This is a genomic window from Streptomyces sp. NBC_01384 (genome assembly GCF_045040035.1).
In the GTDB taxonomy this organism is placed as follows: domain Bacteria; phylum Actinomycetota; class Actinomycetes; order Streptomycetales; family Streptomycetaceae; genus Streptomyces.
The window spans coordinates 200,323-217,410 of record NZ_CP109559.1 but is presented as its reverse complement, the minus strand read 5'-3'; the positions used below and the strand labels follow the sequence as shown (position 1 = coordinate 217,410).

General features: G+C 74.2%; 3 protein-coding genes. All 3 read left to right on the top strand.

The window, feature by feature from the left end; translation table 11 throughout:
• Nucleotides 1-13 precede the first annotated feature (13 nt).
• The 3 genes from OG747_RS00720 to OG747_RS00710 all read left to right on the top strand — a co-directional run bounded on the left by OG747_RS00720 (nucleotide 14) and on the right by OG747_RS00710 (nucleotide 17,063).
• Nucleotides 14-15,088: a type I polyketide synthase gene (locus OG747_RS00720; RefSeq protein ID WP_405876762.1), complete on the top strand. Its 15,075-nt coding sequence runs from the start codon at nucleotides 14-16 to the stop codon at nucleotides 15,086-15,088.
• Between the two features lie 164 nt (nucleotides 15,089-15,252).
• A complete protein-coding gene (locus tag OG747_RS00715; protein ID WP_405876760.1) occupies nucleotides 15,253-16,320 on the top strand; it encodes a glucose-1-phosphate thymidylyltransferase in 1,068 nt (355 codons plus the stop codon).
• Nucleotides 16,317-17,063 (top strand): futalosine hydrolase, encoded by a 747-nt coding sequence (locus OG747_RS00710; RefSeq protein ID WP_405876758.1) that lies wholly within the window; start codon nucleotides 16,317-16,319, stop codon nucleotides 17,061-17,063. The genes OG747_RS00715 and OG747_RS00710 overlap by 4 nt, the downstream gene beginning before the upstream one ends.
• Nucleotides 17,064-17,088 lie beyond the last annotated feature (25 nt).

The following is a 17,088-nucleotide window of genomic DNA, read 5'->3' as shown; positions in this document are numbered from 1 at the left end:
GGCTGACTTTGCCATGGACAACAACGAGGACAAGCTCCGCGACTACCTCAAGCGGGTCACCACGGACCTGCGGCAGACCCGCCGCAGGCTCGCCGAGTTCGAGACCCGCGAACACGAGCCCGTCGCCATCGTGGCCACGGCCTGCCGCATGCCCGGCGGAGCCCGCACCCCCGAGGACCTCTGGAAGCTGGTGACCGAGGGCACCGACACCGTCGCGGCCATGCCCACGGACCGCGGCTGGGACCTCGACGCCCTCTACGACCCGGACCCCGACCGGACCGGCACCAGCTATGTGCGCGAGGGGGCCTTCCTCTACGACGCCGCCGAGTTCGACGCCGCGTTCTTCGGCATCTCGCCGCGCGAGGCCCTCGCCATGGACCCCCAGCAGCGCCTCCTGCTGGAGACCACCTGGGAGGTCTTCGAGCGGGCCGGTATCGACCCGAACACCCTGCGCGGCAGCAGCACCGGCGTCTTCATCGGCTCCAGCAACCAGGGCTACGCCCTCGACGGCAGCAACGCGCCCGACGACGTCGAGGGCCACCTGCTGACCGGCGGCTCCGCCGCCGTCCTCTCCGGCCGGCTCTCCTACAGCTTCGGCCTCGAAGGACCCGCCGTCAGCCTCGACACCATGTGCTCCTCGTCCCTCGTGGCCCTGCACCTCGCCGTGCAGGCCCTGCGCACCGGCGAGTGCTCCATGGCCGTCACCGGCGGCGCCACCGTCATGGCCACCACCCGCAACTTCGTGGAGTTCAGCCGCCAGCGGGGGCTCGCGGTGGACGGCCGGTGCAAGCCGTTCGCGGAGGGCGCGGACGGCACGGGCTGGGGTGAGGGCGTCGGTGTCCTGCTCCTGGAGCGGCTCTCGGACGCGCGCCGCAACAACCACCAGGTGCTGGCCGTGGTCCGCGGTACGGCGATCAACCAGGACGGTGCCTCCAACGGCCTCACCGCCCCCAACGGTCCCTCCCAGCAGCGCGTGATCCGCGCCGCGCTGGCGAACGCGGGCCTGTCGACGACCGACGTGGACGTCATCGAGGCGCACGGCACCGGCACCAAGCTGGGCGACCCGATCGAGGCACAGGCGCTGCTGGCGGTCTACGGCCAGGACCGGCCCGCCGACCGGCCCCTGTGGCTGGGCTCGGTGAAGTCCAACATCGGCCACACCCAGGCCGCCTCGGGCGTCGCCGCCGTGATCAAGACGGTCGAGTCCCTGCGCCACGGCCTCCTCCCCAAGAGCCTGCACGTCGACGAGCCGACCTCCCACGTCGACTGGTCCGCCGGCCCCCTCACGCTCCTGACGGAAGCCGTCGACTGGCCCGAGACCGGCCGGCCCCGCCGCGCCGGCGTCTCCTCCTTCGGCGGCAGCGGCACCAACGCCCACGTCATCATCGAGCAGGCACCGCAGGACGAGGCACCGCAGGAGGCCCCGGCCCAACCCGCCGCCCCGGCCGAACCCGCCGCCCCGGCCGCCCTTCCCTGGCTGCTGTCCGCCCGCTCGGACACGGCCCTCAAGGCCCAGGCCGAACAGTTCGCCGCCCGCATCGAGACCGGCGGCCTGGCCGCCGTCGACGTAGCGCACTCCCTGGCGACCGGGCGCGCCGCACTGGAGGAGCGCGCCGTCGTCGTCGGCACCGACCGCGACGAACTGCTCACCGCCCTGCGGGCCACCGCACACGGCGACCAGCCCGCCACCGTGGCCCGAGGCCTCGCCGAAAACCCCGGCGAGGACATCGACTCGGTGTTCGTGTTTCCGGGGCAGGGGGCGCAGTGGGTGGGGATGGCGGTGGAGTTGCTGGACTCCTCGCCGGTGTTCGCGGCGCGGTTCGGTGAGTGTGCGGTGGCGCTGGACGCTTTTGTGGACTGGTCGTTGGTGGATGTGGTGCGGGGTGTGGAGGGTGCTGCGGGGTTCGAGCGGGTGGATGTGGTGCAGCCGGTGCTGTGGGCGGTGATGGTGTCGCTGGCGGCGTTGTGGGAGTCGTTCGGGGTGCGTCCGGCCGCGGTGGTGGGGCATTCGCAGGGTGAGATCGCCGCTGCGGTGGTGTCCGGTGCGCTGAGCCTGGCGGACGGCGCGCGGGTGGTGGCGTTGCGGAGCCGGGCGATCATCGCTCTGGCGGGGCGTGGCGGGATGGTGTCGGTGGCCCTTCCGCGTGAGCAGGTCCAGGAGCTGATCGGGGGCTGGGACGGCCGGGTGTCGGTCGCCGCCGTGAACGGCCCCACGTCGGTGGTGGTCTCCGGCGACGCGGACGCACTGGATGAACTGATGGAGCTTGCGGGCACGCGGGAGATACGGGTGCGGCGGGTCGAGGTGGATTACGCCTCGCACTCGGCGCATGTGGAGTCGATCCGTGACGAGCTGCTGGAGGTTCTTGGTCCGGTGGTGGCGCGGGTGCCGGTGGTGCCGTTCTTCTCGACGGTGACGGGTGAGTGGGTCGAGTCGGCGGTGACGGATGCCGGGTACTGGTACACCAACCTCCGCCGGACCGTGGAGCTGGAGTCCGCGGTGCGGGAGTTGGTGAGTGCCGGGCATGGCGCGTTCCTGGAGATGAGTCCGCATCCGGTGCTGACGGTCCCGGTCGCGGAGACCGTCGAGGCAGCGGGCGCCGACGTTCTGGTGACGGGCACGCTGCGTCGTGGTCAGGGTGGTCTGGCCCGGTTCTACACGTCGTTGGGTGAGGCGTGGGTGCGGGGTGTGGGCGTGGACTGGAGCCCGGTGTTCGAGGGCCTCGCGCCGCGTCGGGTGGAGTTGCCGACGTATGCCTTCCAGCGGCAGCGTTACTGGCTGGAGTTGCCGAAGACCTCGGCCGGGGTGGTGGATCCGGTGGGGGAGCGGTTCTGGAAGACCGTCGAGGACGGCGACCTGGAAGAGTTCGCCCGCACTCTCGGCCTTAACGACCCGTCGGTGCTGGGCGAGGTGGTCCCGGCCCTGTCGTCCTGGCACCGGGGCCGGCAGGACCGCTCCACACTCGACAGCTGGCGCTACCGCATCACCTGGCGGCCCAAGCCCGCCGCCACGCCTGCCACCGCAGCCCTGGACGGCACCTGGCTCGTGATCGTCCCCGAGACCCACCAGGACGACACGATCGTCCAGGCCGTGTCCCGCCTCCTCGTCGAGGCCGGGGCCGCGACCGTCCCCCTGGTGATGAGCGAGACGGACCTCGACCGGGCCGCCGTCGCGGAACAGCTGACCGACATCGTCGCCGCCGACACCTCCACACCCGTACGCGGAGTGGTGTCCCTCCTCTCCCTCGACGAACGCCCCGCGCCCGGCCACGACGGTCCCACCGTCGGCCTCACCCAGTCGCTCTCCCTCGTCCAGGGTCTCCTCGACGCCGGGACCGACACCCGGCTGTGGCTGCTGACCACCGAGTCGGCCACCACCGGCGTCGGCGGCGACACCGTGCAGCACCCCCTCCAGGCCGCCGTCTGGGGACTCGGCCGGGTCCTCGCCCTCGAACAGCCCAAACTGTGGGGCGGCCTGATCGACCTGCCCGCCCACCTCGACCCGCGCACCGGAGCCGCACTCGTGGCCACCCTCGCCGCCGCAGGCGACGAGGACCAGATCGCGCTGCGCCCCTCCGGCACCTACATCCGCCGCCTGGTCCGCGCCCCGCTGTCCGGCCGCCCCGGTGCCCGGACCTGGCGCACCAGCGGCAGCGCCCTGGTCACCGGCGGCACCGGAGGGCTCGGCGGCCACGCCGCCCGCCTCCTCGCCCGAAACGGCGCCGAACACCTGGTACTCACCAGCCGGCACGGCCTCGACGCCCCCGGCGCCGCCGAACTGCGCGACGAACTCACCGCCCTCGGCTGCCGCGTGACCATCGCCGCCTGCGACGTCGCCGACCGCGACGCCCTGACCCGGCTCGTCCAGCAGGTCGAGGCCGACGGCCCCGCCATCCGCTCCGTCGTGCACACCGCCGGCGTCGGCATGCTGGCGCCGCTCGCCGACACCGACATGGACTTCTTCGCCGAGGGCCTGCGCGCCAAGCTCCTGGGAGCGGCGAACCTCGACGCCGTCTTCGACCACGACCGCCTCGACGCGTTCGTGCTGTACTCCTCGGTCGCGGGCACCTGGGGCAGCGGCGACCACGGCGCCTACTCCGCCTCCAACGCCTACGTCGACGCGCTCGCCGACCACCGCCGCGCCCGCGGCCTGACCGGTACCTCCCTCGCATGGGGCATCTGGAGCCCCGAGGGCGGCGGAATGGCGGTCAACATCGTCCGGGAACAGCTGCGCTGGCGCGGCATCCCCTTCATGGACCCGCAGCTGGCCGTCGACGGACTGCAGCAGGCACTCGACCACGACGACACCTTCCTCGCCGTCGCCGACATCGACTGGGAGCGGTTCGTCCCCGTCTTCACCGCCGCACACCCGCGACCGCTCCTGCACGAGGTGCCGGAGGTCGCCGAGGCGATGAAGGCCGACGAGGCCGTCGCCGGACACGCGGACAGCCGCGCCGACACCCTCCGCGCGGAACTGGCCGGCATGTCCGCCGCCGAGCGCGACCGGGCCCTGTCCGAACTGGTCCGCAGCGAGGTGGCCGGGGTCCTCGGCTTCGCGGACAGCGCGGAGATCGCCGTCACCCGTGCCTTCCGCGACATGGGCTTCGACTCCCTCACCGCGGTCGAACTGCGCAACCGGCTCAACTCCGCCACCGGCCTGGGCCTTCCGGCGACGATCGTCTTCGACCACCCCAACGTGCGCGACCTCGTCCGCCTCCTGCGCACCCGCCTCGCCCCCGAGGACACGGCCGCCGATTCCCTGCCCGCCGCCGTCACCCGCGCGGCCGCCGCGCCCGACGACGAACCCATCGCCATCGTGTCCATGGGCTGCCGCTTCCCCGGCGGCGTCACCTCGCCCGACGAGCTGTGGCGGCTGGTCCAGGACGAGACCGACGCGGTGTCCCTGCTGCCCACCGACCGCGGCTGGGACGTCGACAACCTCTACGACCCCGACCCGGACCGGGCCGGTACGACCTACACCCGCGAAGGCGGCTTCCTGCACGACGCGGCCGACTTCGACGCCGCCTTCTTCGAGATCTCGCCGCGCGAGGCGACCGCCATGGACCCCCAGCAGCGCCTCCTCCTGGAGACCGCCTGGGAGGTCCTGGAGCGGGCCGGCATCGCCCCGGACAGCCTCCACGGCAGCCCCACCGGCGTCTTCGTCGGCGCCTCCCACCAGGGCTACGGCTCCCGCTCCCAGGCACCGGAGGGCTTCGAGGGCCACCTGATCACCGGGACCGTCACCAGCATCGCCTCCGGCCGCATCTCGTACACCCTCGGCCTCGAGGGCCCGGCCGTCACCATGGACACCGGCTGCTCCTCCGCCCTGGTCGCCCTGCACATGGCCGTCCAGTCGCTGCGCTCCGGCGAGTGCTCGCTCGCGCTCACCGGCGGCGCCGCCGTCATGGGCGAGCCCATCGGCCTCGTCGGCTTCAGCCGGCAGCGCGGACTCGCGGCGGACGGCCGCTGCAAGCCCTTCTCCGCCGACGCCGACGGCATGGGCATGGCCGAAGGCGTCGGCATGGTGCTCCTGGAGCGGCTCTCCGACGCACGCCGCCACGGCCACCCGGTGCTGGCCGTGGTCCGCGGTACGGCGATCAACCAGGACGGTGCCTCCAACGGCCTCACCGCCCCCAACGGCCTCTCCCAGCAACGCGTGATCCAAGCCGCACTGGCGAACGCCGGCCTGACGACGGCGGACGTCGACGTCGTCGAGGCACACGGCACCGGCACCAAGCTCGGCGACCCGATCGAGGCACAGGCCCTGCTGGCGACCTACGGCCAGGACCGGCCCGCCGGCCGGCCCCTGTGGCTGGGCTCGGTGAAGTCGAACATCGGCCACGCCCAGGCCGCCTCGGGCATGGCCGGTGTCATCAAGATGGTGCAGGCCATCCGGTACGGCACGATGCCCAAGTCCCTGCACGCCGACGAGGTGTCACCGTTCGTGGACTGGACGGCCGGCGCCGTCGAGGTCCTCTCCCAGGCACGGCCCTGGGACGAACTCGGCCGCCCCCGCCGCGCCGGCGTCTCCTCCTTCGGCGTCAGCGGCACCAACGCCCACATCATCATCGAGCAGCCGGAGCCCGAAGCCGCGCCGCGGCCCGCCCCCACGGCGGACGACCCGGTCCTCCCCTGGCTCGTCACGGCCCGCTCGGACACGGCCCTCAAGGCCCAGGCCGGCCGGCTCGCGTCCGCCATCGAGACCGGCGACCTCGACGCCGTCGACGTCGCCCACTCCCTGGCGACCGGACGCGCCGCACTGGAAGAGCGCGCCGTCGTCGTCGGCACCGACCGCGACCAACTCCTGACCGCCCTCACCTCCCTCACCGACGGCGAGGCGACCCCCGCACTCGTCCGCGGCACCACCCACAACCCCGGCGAGGACACCGACTCGGTGTTCGTGTTTCCGGGGCAGGGGGCGCAGTGGGTGGGGATGGCGGTGGAGTTGCTGGACTCCTCGCCGGTGTTCGCGGCGCGGTTCGGTGAGTGTGCGGCGGCGCTGGACGCTTTTGTGGACTGGTCGTTGGTGGATGTGGTGCGGGGTGTGGAGGGTGCTGCGGGGTTCGAGCGGGTGGATGTGGTGCAGCCGGTGCTGTGGGCGGTGATGGTGTCGCTGGCGGCGTTGTGGGAGTCGTTCGGGGTGCGTCCGGCCGCGGTGGTGGGGCACTCGCAGGGTGAGATCGCCGCCGCGGTGGTCTCCGGTGCGCTGAGCCTGGCGGACGGCGCCCGGGTGGTGGCGTTGCGGAGCCGGGCGATCATCGCTCTGGCGGGGCGTGGCGGGATGGTGTCGGTGGCCCTTCCGCGTGAGCAGGTCCAGGAGCTGATCGCGGGCTGGGACGGCCGGGTGTCGGTCGCCGCCGTGAACGGCCCCACGTCGGTGGTGGTCTCCGGCGACGCGGACGCACTCGATGAACTGATGGACCTTGCGGGCACGCGGGAGATACGGGTGCGGCGGGTCGAGGTGGATTACGCCTCGCACTCGGCGCATGTGGAGTCGATCCGTGACGAGCTGCTGGAGGTTCTTGGTCCGGTGGTGGCGCGGGTGCCGGTGGTGCCGTTCTTCTCGACGGTGACGGGTGAGTGGGTCGAGTCGGCGGTGACGGATGCCGGGTACTGGTACACCAACCTCCGCCGGACCGTGGAGCTGGAGTCCGCGGTGCGGGAGTTGGTGAGTGCCGGGCATGGCGCGTTCCTGGAGATGAGTCCGCATCCGGTGCTGACGGTCCCGGTCGCGGAGACCGTCGAAGCAGCGGGCGGCGAGGCTCTGGTGACGGGCACGCTGCGTCGTGGTCAGGGGGGTCTGGCCCGGTTCTACACGTCGTTGGGTGAGGCGTGGGTGCGGGGTGTGGGCGTGGACTGGAGCCCGGTGTTCGAGGGCCTCGCGCCGCGTCGGGTGGAGTTGCCGACGTATGCCTTCCAGCGCCGGCGCTACTGGCTGGAGTTGCCCGAACAAGCCGGACCCCTCGCCGATCCCATCACGTTCGGCGGCATCGACCTGGCCGACGACAGCTTCTGGGCGTCGGTCGAGGACGGCGACGTCGAAACCCTCGCCCAGACCCTCGGCCTCGACGACGCACAGTCCCTGGGAGAAGTCGTCCCGGCCCTGTCGTCCTGGCGCCGCAGCCGGCAGGAACTCTCCACACTGGACAGCTGGCGCTACCGCATCACCTGGCGGCCCAAGCCCGAACGGGGCACGTTTGCCGCGGCACTCGACGGCACCTGGCTCCTCGTCGTCCCCGAGGAACACCAGGACAGCGAACTCGTACGCGGCGTGACGAAGGCGGTGGGGGAGCGGGCCGCCGGCCTGCGCACCCTCGTCATCGGCGCCCGCGAGGCCGAACGCGAGCGCCTCGCCGACCTCCTGCGGGAGGAGGCCGCCCACCAGCCCGTACGCGGTGTCCTGTCCCTGCTGGCTCTCGACGAACGCCCCTGGGCCGACGAGAGCGTCCTGCCCACCGGCCTCGTCCTGATGACCACCCTGCTCCAGGCGCTCGGCGACGCGTCACTCGACGCGCCCCTGTGGTGCGCCACCCGCGGCGCGGTCTCCGTACACCGCAACGACCGGCTGGAGAACCCGCTGCAGGCCATGAGCTGGGGCCTGGGCCGGATCGCCTCGCTGGAGTACCCGCAGCGCTGGGGCGGCCTGATCGACCTGCCCGAGACCGTGGACGAGCGGGCCGGCCGCCGCCTGGCCGCCGCCCTGTCCGGACACCTCGACGAGGACCACATCGCCCTGCGCCCCTCGGGCCTGTTCGCCCGCAGGCTCGTCCGGGCCGGCGACGGCCCGCGCCCGGGCGGACCGGCCTGGACACCCAGCGGCACCGTCCTGGTCACCGGAGCCACCGGCGGCCTCGGCCGGCACATCTCCCGCTGGCTGGCCCGCAGCGGAGCCGAGCACCTGGTGCTGGTCAGCCGCCGCGGCCCCGAAGCCCCCGGCGCCGCCGAACTCGTCGCCGAACTCGCCGAGCTGGGCACCCCGGCCAGCGTCGTCGCCTGCGACGTCGCCGACCGCGAGGCCGTCTGCCGACTCGTCGACGACCTGCCCGGCGGCGGCACCCTGACCGCCGTCGTCCACACCGCCGGCATCATCGACGACGGTGTCATCGACGCACTCACCCCGCAGCGCGCCTACGGCGTCCTGCGGCCCAAGGCGGACGCCGCGCTGGCCCTGCACGAGGCGACCCGTCACCTCGACCTCTCCGCGTTCGTCCTGTTCTCCTCCATGGCCGGCACGCTCGGCGGATCCGGCCAGGGCAGCTACGCCGCCGCCAACGCCTTCCTCGACGCCTTCGCCGCCCGGCGGCGCGCCGACGGCCTGCCGACGACCTCCGTGGCCTGGGGCACCTGGGCCGGGGGCGGCATGGTCAGCGAGGAGGCCGCCGAGCGGCTGCGCCGCGACGGCGTGCCGCCCATGGACCCGGAGCTGGCGGTGTCCGCCCTCCAAAAGGCCCTCGACCAGGACGAGGAGTTCCTCGTCGTCGCCGACGTCGACTGGAAACTGATCACCGCCCGCGCCTTCGCCGCGCTGCGCGAGTTCCCCGAGGCCCGCAGGGCCGCCGCCGCCGGCGAGCACGCCGAGAAGGACACCACGGCCAAGGACGGGCCGCCGCTGGTGGCACGGCTGCGCGGACTGGCCCCGGCCGAACGCCGCGCGGCACTCCTGCTGGAGGTCCGCCGGCAGGCCGCGGCCGTCCTCGGCCACACCGACCTCGAAGCCGTGCCCGAGGACCGGGCCATCCACGGCCTCGACTCGCTGACCGCCGTCGAACTGCGCAACCGCTTCGCCGAGGCGACCGGGCTGCGCCTGCCGGTCACCATGGCCTTCGACCACCCCTCGGCCGCGGCACTCACCGCCTACCTCGACGCGGAACTGTTCGGCGACGACAGCGCCGCCGCGGCGGACGGTCTGCCCGCCCTCCCGCACACCGCCGTCGACGACGACCCCATCGTCATCGTCGGCATGGGCTGCCGCTTCCCCGGCGGCGTCCGCTCGCCCGAGGAACTGTGGCGCCTGGTCGCCGACGGCACGGACGCCATCGCACCGTTCCCCGACAACCGCGGCTGGGACGTGGAGAGCCTCTACGACCCCGACCCCGACAAGCCCGGCCACTCCTACGCCCGCCACGGCGGATTCCTCTACGACGCCGACCAGTTCGACCCCGCCTTCTTCGGGATCTCACCCCGTGAGGCCGTCGCCGTCGACCCGCAGCACCGGCTGCTGCTGGAGACGTCGTGGGAGGCCTTCGAACGGGCCGGGATCGACCCCGCACGCGTCCGCGGCACCCAGGCCGGCGTCTTCATCGGCTCCAACTACAACGACTACGGCAGCCGGGCCCGCCGGGCACCCGACGGCCTGGAAGGATATCTGGCCACGGGCAGCGCGAGCAGCGTCGCCTCCGGCCGCATCGCCTACACCTTCGGACTGGAAGGCCCGGCGGTCACCGTCGACACCGCCTGCTCCTCCTCGCTGGTCGCCCTGCACCTCGCCGTGCAGGCACTGCGCTCGGGGGAGTGCGAGCTCGCCCTCGCGGGCGGCGTCACCGTGATCTCCACACCGGACACCTTCATCGAGTTCAGCCGGCAGCGCGCCCTGTCGCCCGACGGCCGCTGCAAGGCGTTCTCCGCCGACGCGGACGGCGCGGGCTGGGCCGAGGGCGTCGGCCTGCTGCTCCTGGAGCGCCTGTCCGACGCGCGCCGAGGCGGCCACACCGTCCTGGCGACCATCGCCGGCACGGCCGTCAACCAGGACGGCGCCTCCAACGGGCTCACCGCCCCCAACGGGCCCGCGCAGCAGCGGGTCATCCGCCAGGCCCTCGCCTCCGCGGGCCTTACCCCGTCCGAGGTGGACGCCGTCGAGGCGCACGGCACCGGCACCAGGCTCGGCGACCCGATCGAGGCGCAGGCGCTGCTGGCGGTCTACGGGCAGGACCGGCCCGCCGAGCGGCCGCTGTGGCTGGGCGCGCTGAAGTCCAACATCGGCCACACCCAGGCCGCTTCGGGTGTCGCCGGCATCATCAAAATGGTGATGGCGATGCGGCACGGCGTCCTGCCCCGCACCCTGCACGCCGAGAACCCCTCACCGCACATCGACTGGTCCTCGGGCGCGGTACGCCTGCTCGACCAGGAGCGCGCATGGGCCCCGGGCGAGGGTCCGCGCCGCGCCGGCGTCTCCGCCTTCGGCGTCAGCGGCACCAACGCCCACGTCATCCTCCAGGAACCCGAACCCCAGCCCGCGCCCGCGCCCGAGTCCGCGCCCGAGTCAGGGGCCGGGTCCGGGTCCGGGTCCGGGCGTGTCGCCGGGACCGCGGCCCTGCCCGCGGGCAGGCTGCCGTCCGCCGGGAACGACGCGGACGCGGCGGACACCCCGGCCGCACCGGCCTCCGCCTCCGCCTCCGCCTCCGCCTCCGCCGCGCCCGTCGTCCCGTGGCTGCTGTCGGCCCGCGGCACGGCCGCCCTGCGCGAACAGGCGGCACGCCTGCTCGGCCACCTCGCCCCGCCCCACAGTGCGAGCCCGGCCGACATCGCCCTGTCCCTGGCCACCTCACGGGCCGCGTTCGAGGACCGCGCCGCCATCGTCGCCGGCGACCTCGGCTCCTTCACCGAGGCCCTGACCGCACTCGCCGAGGGCCGGCAGCACCCGCGCCTGACGGTGGAGCGGGCACGCTCCGGCAAGGTGGCGTTCCTCTTCTCCGGACAGGGCGCCCAGCAGCCCGAGACCGGACGCAGGCTCTACGCCGCGCACGACGCGTTCGCCGACGCCCTCGACGCGGTCTGCGCACACATGGACACCCACCTCGAACGCCCCCTGCGCGACGTCCTGTTCGCACCGGCCGGCACCCCCGAGGCCGCACTCCTCGACCAGACCGCCTACACCCAGGCAGGCCTGTTCGCCGTCGAGGTCGCCCTGTTCCGGCTCGTGGAGAGTCTGGGTCTGAAGCCCGACGCCGTCCTTGGCCACTCCGCCGGCGAGATCGCCGCCGCACACGTCGCCGGGATGCTCTCCCTTCAGGACGCCTGCCTGCTGGTCGCCACCCGCGGCCGGCTCATGCAGGCCCTCCCGGCGGGCGGCGCCATGATCTCCGTACAGGCATCCGAGGAAGAGGTGCTGGCGCTGCTCGCCGGCCACGAGGGCAAGGCCGCGATCGCCGCCCTCAACGGCCCCCTGGCGACCGTCGTCTCCGGCGACCAGGACGCGGTGACCGCCGTCGCCGACGCACTGGCCGCCCAGGGCCGCAAGACCCGGCGCCTGAACGTCAGCCACGCCTTCCACTCGCCCCGCATGGACGCCATGCTCGACGAATTCGCCGCGCTCACCGCACACCTCGACCACCGCCCGCCCACCCTGCCCGTCGTCTCCGCCGTCACCGGCCGCCCCCTGGGCGAGCACGAGACCGAGCCCGCCCACTGGGTGCGCCAGGTCCGCGAAGCCGTCCGCTTCCACGACGGCGTACGCACCCTGGAGGACCAGGGCATCACCACCTACGTCGAGATCGGCCCCGGCGGCGTACTGACCGCGATGGCCGGCGACTGCGTCACCGGCGAGGCCGCCCTCGTCCCGCTGCTGCGCCGCGACACCGACGAGACCGAATCCCTCACCACCGCACTCGCCCGGCTGCACACCCGCGGCCACGCGCCCGACTGGGCCGCGCTGCTCGCCCCGCTGGGCGCACGCCGCACCGACCTGCCGACCTACCCCTTCCAACGCAGCCGGTACTGGCTGGAGGCCACCACCGGCACCCGCGACGTCGCCCGCGCCGGACTGGAGGCGGCAGGGCACCCGCTGCTCGACATCGCCGTACCGCTGGCCGGCTCGGACGGGGTGCTGCTCACCGGCACCGTGTCCGTGGAACGCCAGCCCTGGCTGCGCGACCACGCACTCGGCGACGTGGTCCTCTTCCCGGGCACCGCGTTCCTCGAACTCGCCCTCCAGGCCTGCGAACGGGCCGGCGCGGCACAGATCGCCGACCTCACCCTGCAGGCGCCGCTCGTCCTGCCGGCCACCGGGGCCGTCCAGCTCCAGGTCACCGTCGCCCCCTCCGACGGCTCCGGCACCCGCACCCTGAGCGTGCACGCACGGCCCGGCGGCGCGGACGACGCGACGGCCCGGCCCTGGGTCCGGCACGCCGAGGGCACGCTCAGCGACGAGAACCCCGGCCGGCCCGGCCACCTCGATACGGCTGTGTGGCCGCCGGCCGGCGCCGAACCGCTCGACGTGTCCGGGCTGTACACCCGCATCGCCGAGAACGGCTTCGCCTACGGCCCCGCCTTCCGCGGCCTGCGCGCCGCCTGGCGCCTGGGCGAGGAGGTGTACGCGGAGATCGTCCCGCAGGACGGCGCACCTCTGGAGCGCGCCGAGGACTTCACCGTCCACCCCGCGCTCCTGGACGCCGCCCTGCACACCGTGGCACTCGCCGCCGACGCCGAGGGGCCCACGCTCCTGCCGTTCACCTTCACCGGCGTGTCGGTGACCGCGGCCGGGCCCGCCGCGCTGCGCGTGCGCCTCGCCCCGCAGGGCGAGCACCGGTACGCGGTCCAGGTCGCCGACGCCACGGGTGCACCCGTCGCCGAGGTCGCCGGACTCGTCCTGCGCCCCCTCGACAGCAGCCGGCTCACACCGTCCGCCGGCGCGGGCGACCTCTACCGCGTGCGGTGGGTGCCCGCCGAGACGCACTCCGCCACCGCCCCGGCAGCGGTCCTGGCCGGCGCCGGCGACACCCTGGCAGCCTGGGCCGACGCCCATGCCGGCCGGGTGACCCGCCACGACAGCCTCGAGGCCCTGCGCGCCGCCGTCGCCGCCGGCCTGCCGATGCCGCAGACGGTGGTGGCCGCCCTGCCCGCGACCGCTGATGCCGCCGACCGCGCCGACGCCGTCCGGCAGACCACCCACCGGGCCCTCGAACTGGCCGGCGCCTGGCTGCGGGAGGAGATATTCGCCCCGGCACGGCTGGTGTTCGCCACCCGCCACGCCGTGGCCACCACCGCGGCCGACGCCGCGGCCACCGACCCGGCGCAGGCCGCCGTATGGGGCCTGATCCGCGCCGCCAAGGCCGAGAACCCGGGCCGCTTCGGCCTCCTCGACCACGACGGCTCTGCCGCCTGTCTCGACCTGCTGCCCGCGGCCTTGGCCGGCGGCGAACCGGAGACGGCCCTGCGCGGCACTGCCGCACTCGCCCCGCGCCTGACCCGCGCCCAGGACGTGCCCGCCCAGAACGTCACCGGCCTCGCCGGCTGGGGCACGGTCCTGCTCACCGGGGCGTCCGGAGTGCTCGCCCGGCAGGTGGCCCGCCACCTCGTCACCGCGCACGAGGTCCGCTCCCTGCTCCTGGTCAGCCGCCGCGGAGCCGACGCCGAGGGCATGGACGCACTCACCGAGGAACTGCGCGGCCACGGCGCCGAGGTGACTCTCGCCGCCTGCGACGTCGCCGACCGCGACGCCCTCGCCGCACTCCTCGCCGCCGTCCCCGCCGACCGCCCGCTGACCGCCGTCGTGCACACCGCCGGTGTCCTCGACGACGGCATCGTCGAAGCACTCACCCCCGAGCGGCTGGACACCGTACTGCGGGCCAAGGCCGACGCCGCCCTGCACCTCGACGAACTCACCCGCGACAGCGGCCTCGTCGCGTTCGTCCTGTTCTCCTCGCTCGCCGGCACCTTCGGCGGCGTCGGACAGGGCAACTACTCGGCGGCCAACGCCTTCCTCGACGCCCTCGCCGCCCGGCGCAGCGCCGAGGGACGCCCGGCACAGTCCCTGGCCTGGGGGCTGTGGGCCGAACGCAGCGGCATGACCGGCAAGCTCGGCGAGGCCGATCTGCGCCGCGTCGAACGCGGCGGCGTCCAGCCCATGGACAGCCCCGACGCCCTCGCCCTGCTGGATGCCGCCCTGCGCGCACCGGACGCCTTCCTCGCCCCGGCCGCCCTCGACCCGGCCGCCCTGCGCGCCCTGGGTGCAGAGGTGCCGCACCTGCTGCGCGACCTCCTCACCCCCCGCACCCCGCGGGTGGCCCGCGCCGGCCACCCGGCCGCCGCCGGCACGGCACCGGAATCCGGCGACGGCCTGCGCGAGCGCCTCGCGGCCCTGCCGGAACACGAGCACAGCAACGCCGTCCTGGACACGGTGCTCGCCCAGGCGGCCCTCGTCCTGGGCTACGACACGCCCGACACCATCGACCCCGAACAGGGCTTCCTGCAACTGGGCTACGACTCCCTGACCGCCGTCGAACTGCGCAACCGGCTCGGCTCCCTCACCGGCGTCCGGCTCCCGGCCACCCTGCTGTTCGACTACCCGACCCCCACCGGACTCGCCGACCACCTGCTGACCAAGATGGCCCCCGCCCCCGCCCCCGCACCCGGCACAACCCCGGCCGCCGGCGGCTCCGTGCTGGAGCGACTCGACCAGATGGAAGGAGAGTTCCCGCAGCTGCCGGCCGACGCCGCACTGCACGACGGACTCCGCAGCCGGCTCCAGCGGCTGCTCGACCAGCTCGACGCCGCCGCACCCTCCGTACGGGAGGCGGCGGGCGCCGGCCACCCCGACGAGGTGTCGGACGACGAACTGCGCCGGTTCCTGGAGAGCGAACTCGGCGGCGCCTGACCGGTGGGCGGCCGGCGCCACGGACACCGGCCGCCCGCCCCCGACACTTCACCCCCGACCCCCCCGGGGGCGGCCGTCCTTCCGGGCGGCCGCCCCACCCCACACGGCCGAGTGGACGCCCCGGCGGCCACCGGCCGGCCAACCCTCGTCACCTGGATGGAACTGTGAAGGCTCTCGTGCTCGCGGGGGGATCCGGTACGCGACTGCGGCCGATCACCCACACGTCCAGCAAGCAACTGGTCCCGGTCGCCAACAAACCGATCCTCTTCTACGGCCTCGAAGCCATCGCCGCAGCCGGCATCACCGACGTCGGCATCATCGTCGGAGACACCGCCGAGGAGATCAGGGCCGCCGTCGGCGACGGCTCCGCCTTCGGCCTGGACGTCACCTACATCCCGCAGAGCGAACCCCTCGGGCTCGCCCACGCCGTCCTCATCGCCCGGCCCTTCCTCGGCGACGACGACTTCGTCATGTACCTCGGCGACAACTTCGTCCTCGACGGGATCACCGACGTCGTCGACGAGTTCCGCAAGGACCGCTGCGACGCACAGATCCTGCTCACCCGCGTCCCCGACCCCACCGCCTTCGGCGTCGCCGTCATCGACGACCGCGGCAACGTCCTCGATCTGGAGGAGAAGCCCGAACACCCCAGGAGCGACCTCGCCGTCGCCGGCGTCTACCTCTTCACCCCCCGCGTCCACGACGCCGTCCGCGCCATCACCCCCTCCCCGCGCGGCGAACTGGAGATCACCGACGCCCTCCGGTGGCTGATCGGCCAGCGGCTCACCGTCCGCTCCACCGTCATCACCGGCTACTGGAAGGACACCGGCAACGTCACCGACATGCTGGAGGTCAACCGCACCCTCCTGGAACGCCTGGAGACCCGCATCGACGGCTACGTCGACGAGAGCAGCGAGATCATCGGACGCGTCCGCATCGAGGCCGGCACCGAGGTCCGCGGCTCGCGCATCGTCGGCCCCGCCGTCATCGGCGCCGGCAGCGTCATCACCGACTCCTACATCGGCCCCTCCACCTCCGTCGCCGAGAACTGCCGCATCACCGGCAGCGAGATCGAGTTCTCCATCGTGCTGCGGGACTCCACCTTCGACCGCATCCGCCGCGTCGAAGCCTCCCTCATCGGCCGCAACGTCCAGGTGACCCTCGCACCACGGCTGCCCGCCACCCACCGGTTCGTCATCGGCGACCACGGCCGCGTACAGATCTCCTCATGACCCCCGTCCGGCTGCTCGTGGTGACCGCCGTCACCGCGGAACGCGAGGCCGCCGCCCGGGGCCTGGACCCCGCCGCGGCCCCCACCGAACACGCCCTGCCCGGCCACCTCGTGCGGCGCACCGGCGACGGCTTCGCCCCCGGCCCGCTGCGCGCCGACCTGCTCGCCGCGGGCGTCGGCCCGGCCGCCGCCGCGGCCGCCACCGGCGCCGCCCTCACCGCCGCGGCCCTGCGGGAGGATCCCTACCACCTCGTCGTCGCCGCCGGCATCGGCGGCGGCTTCGGACCGCACACACCCGTCGGTGCCGTCGTCGTCGCCGACCGCATCGTCGCCGCCGACCTCGGCGCCGACTCCCCGGAGGGCTTCCTGCCCCTCGACACCCTCGGCTTCGGCAGGACCGTCCACCACAGCCCGCCCCGCCTCGCCACGGCCGTGGCCAGCGCCCTCGGCGCCGCCCACGCACCCGTCCTCACCGTCTCCACCGCCACCGGCACCGCCGAACGCGCCCGCACCCTAGCCCACGCCCACCCCGACGCCCGGGCCGAGGCCATGGAGGGCTTCGGCGTCGCCGAGGCCGCCGCCGCCCACGACACCCCCGTACTGGAGATCCGCACCGTCTCCAACACCGTCGGCCCCCGCGACCGCTCGGCCTGGCGCATCGGCGAGGCACTCACCGCACTCCAGGAGGCCTTCGCCGCCCTGCGCACCGTCCTGGAGAAGGGCGCCCCACCGCCGTACAACTGAGGCCCCGCCACCACCCGACCACCCG

Coding starts and splice junctions, on each gene's coding strand:
- OG747_RS00710 (WP_405876758.1), top strand. CDS start 16,317: ATGACCCCCGTCCGGCTGCTCGTGGTGACCGCCGTCACCGCGGAACGC.
- OG747_RS00720 (WP_405876762.1), top strand. CDS start 14: ATGGACAACAACGAGGACAAGCTCCGCGACTACCTCAAGCGGGTCACC.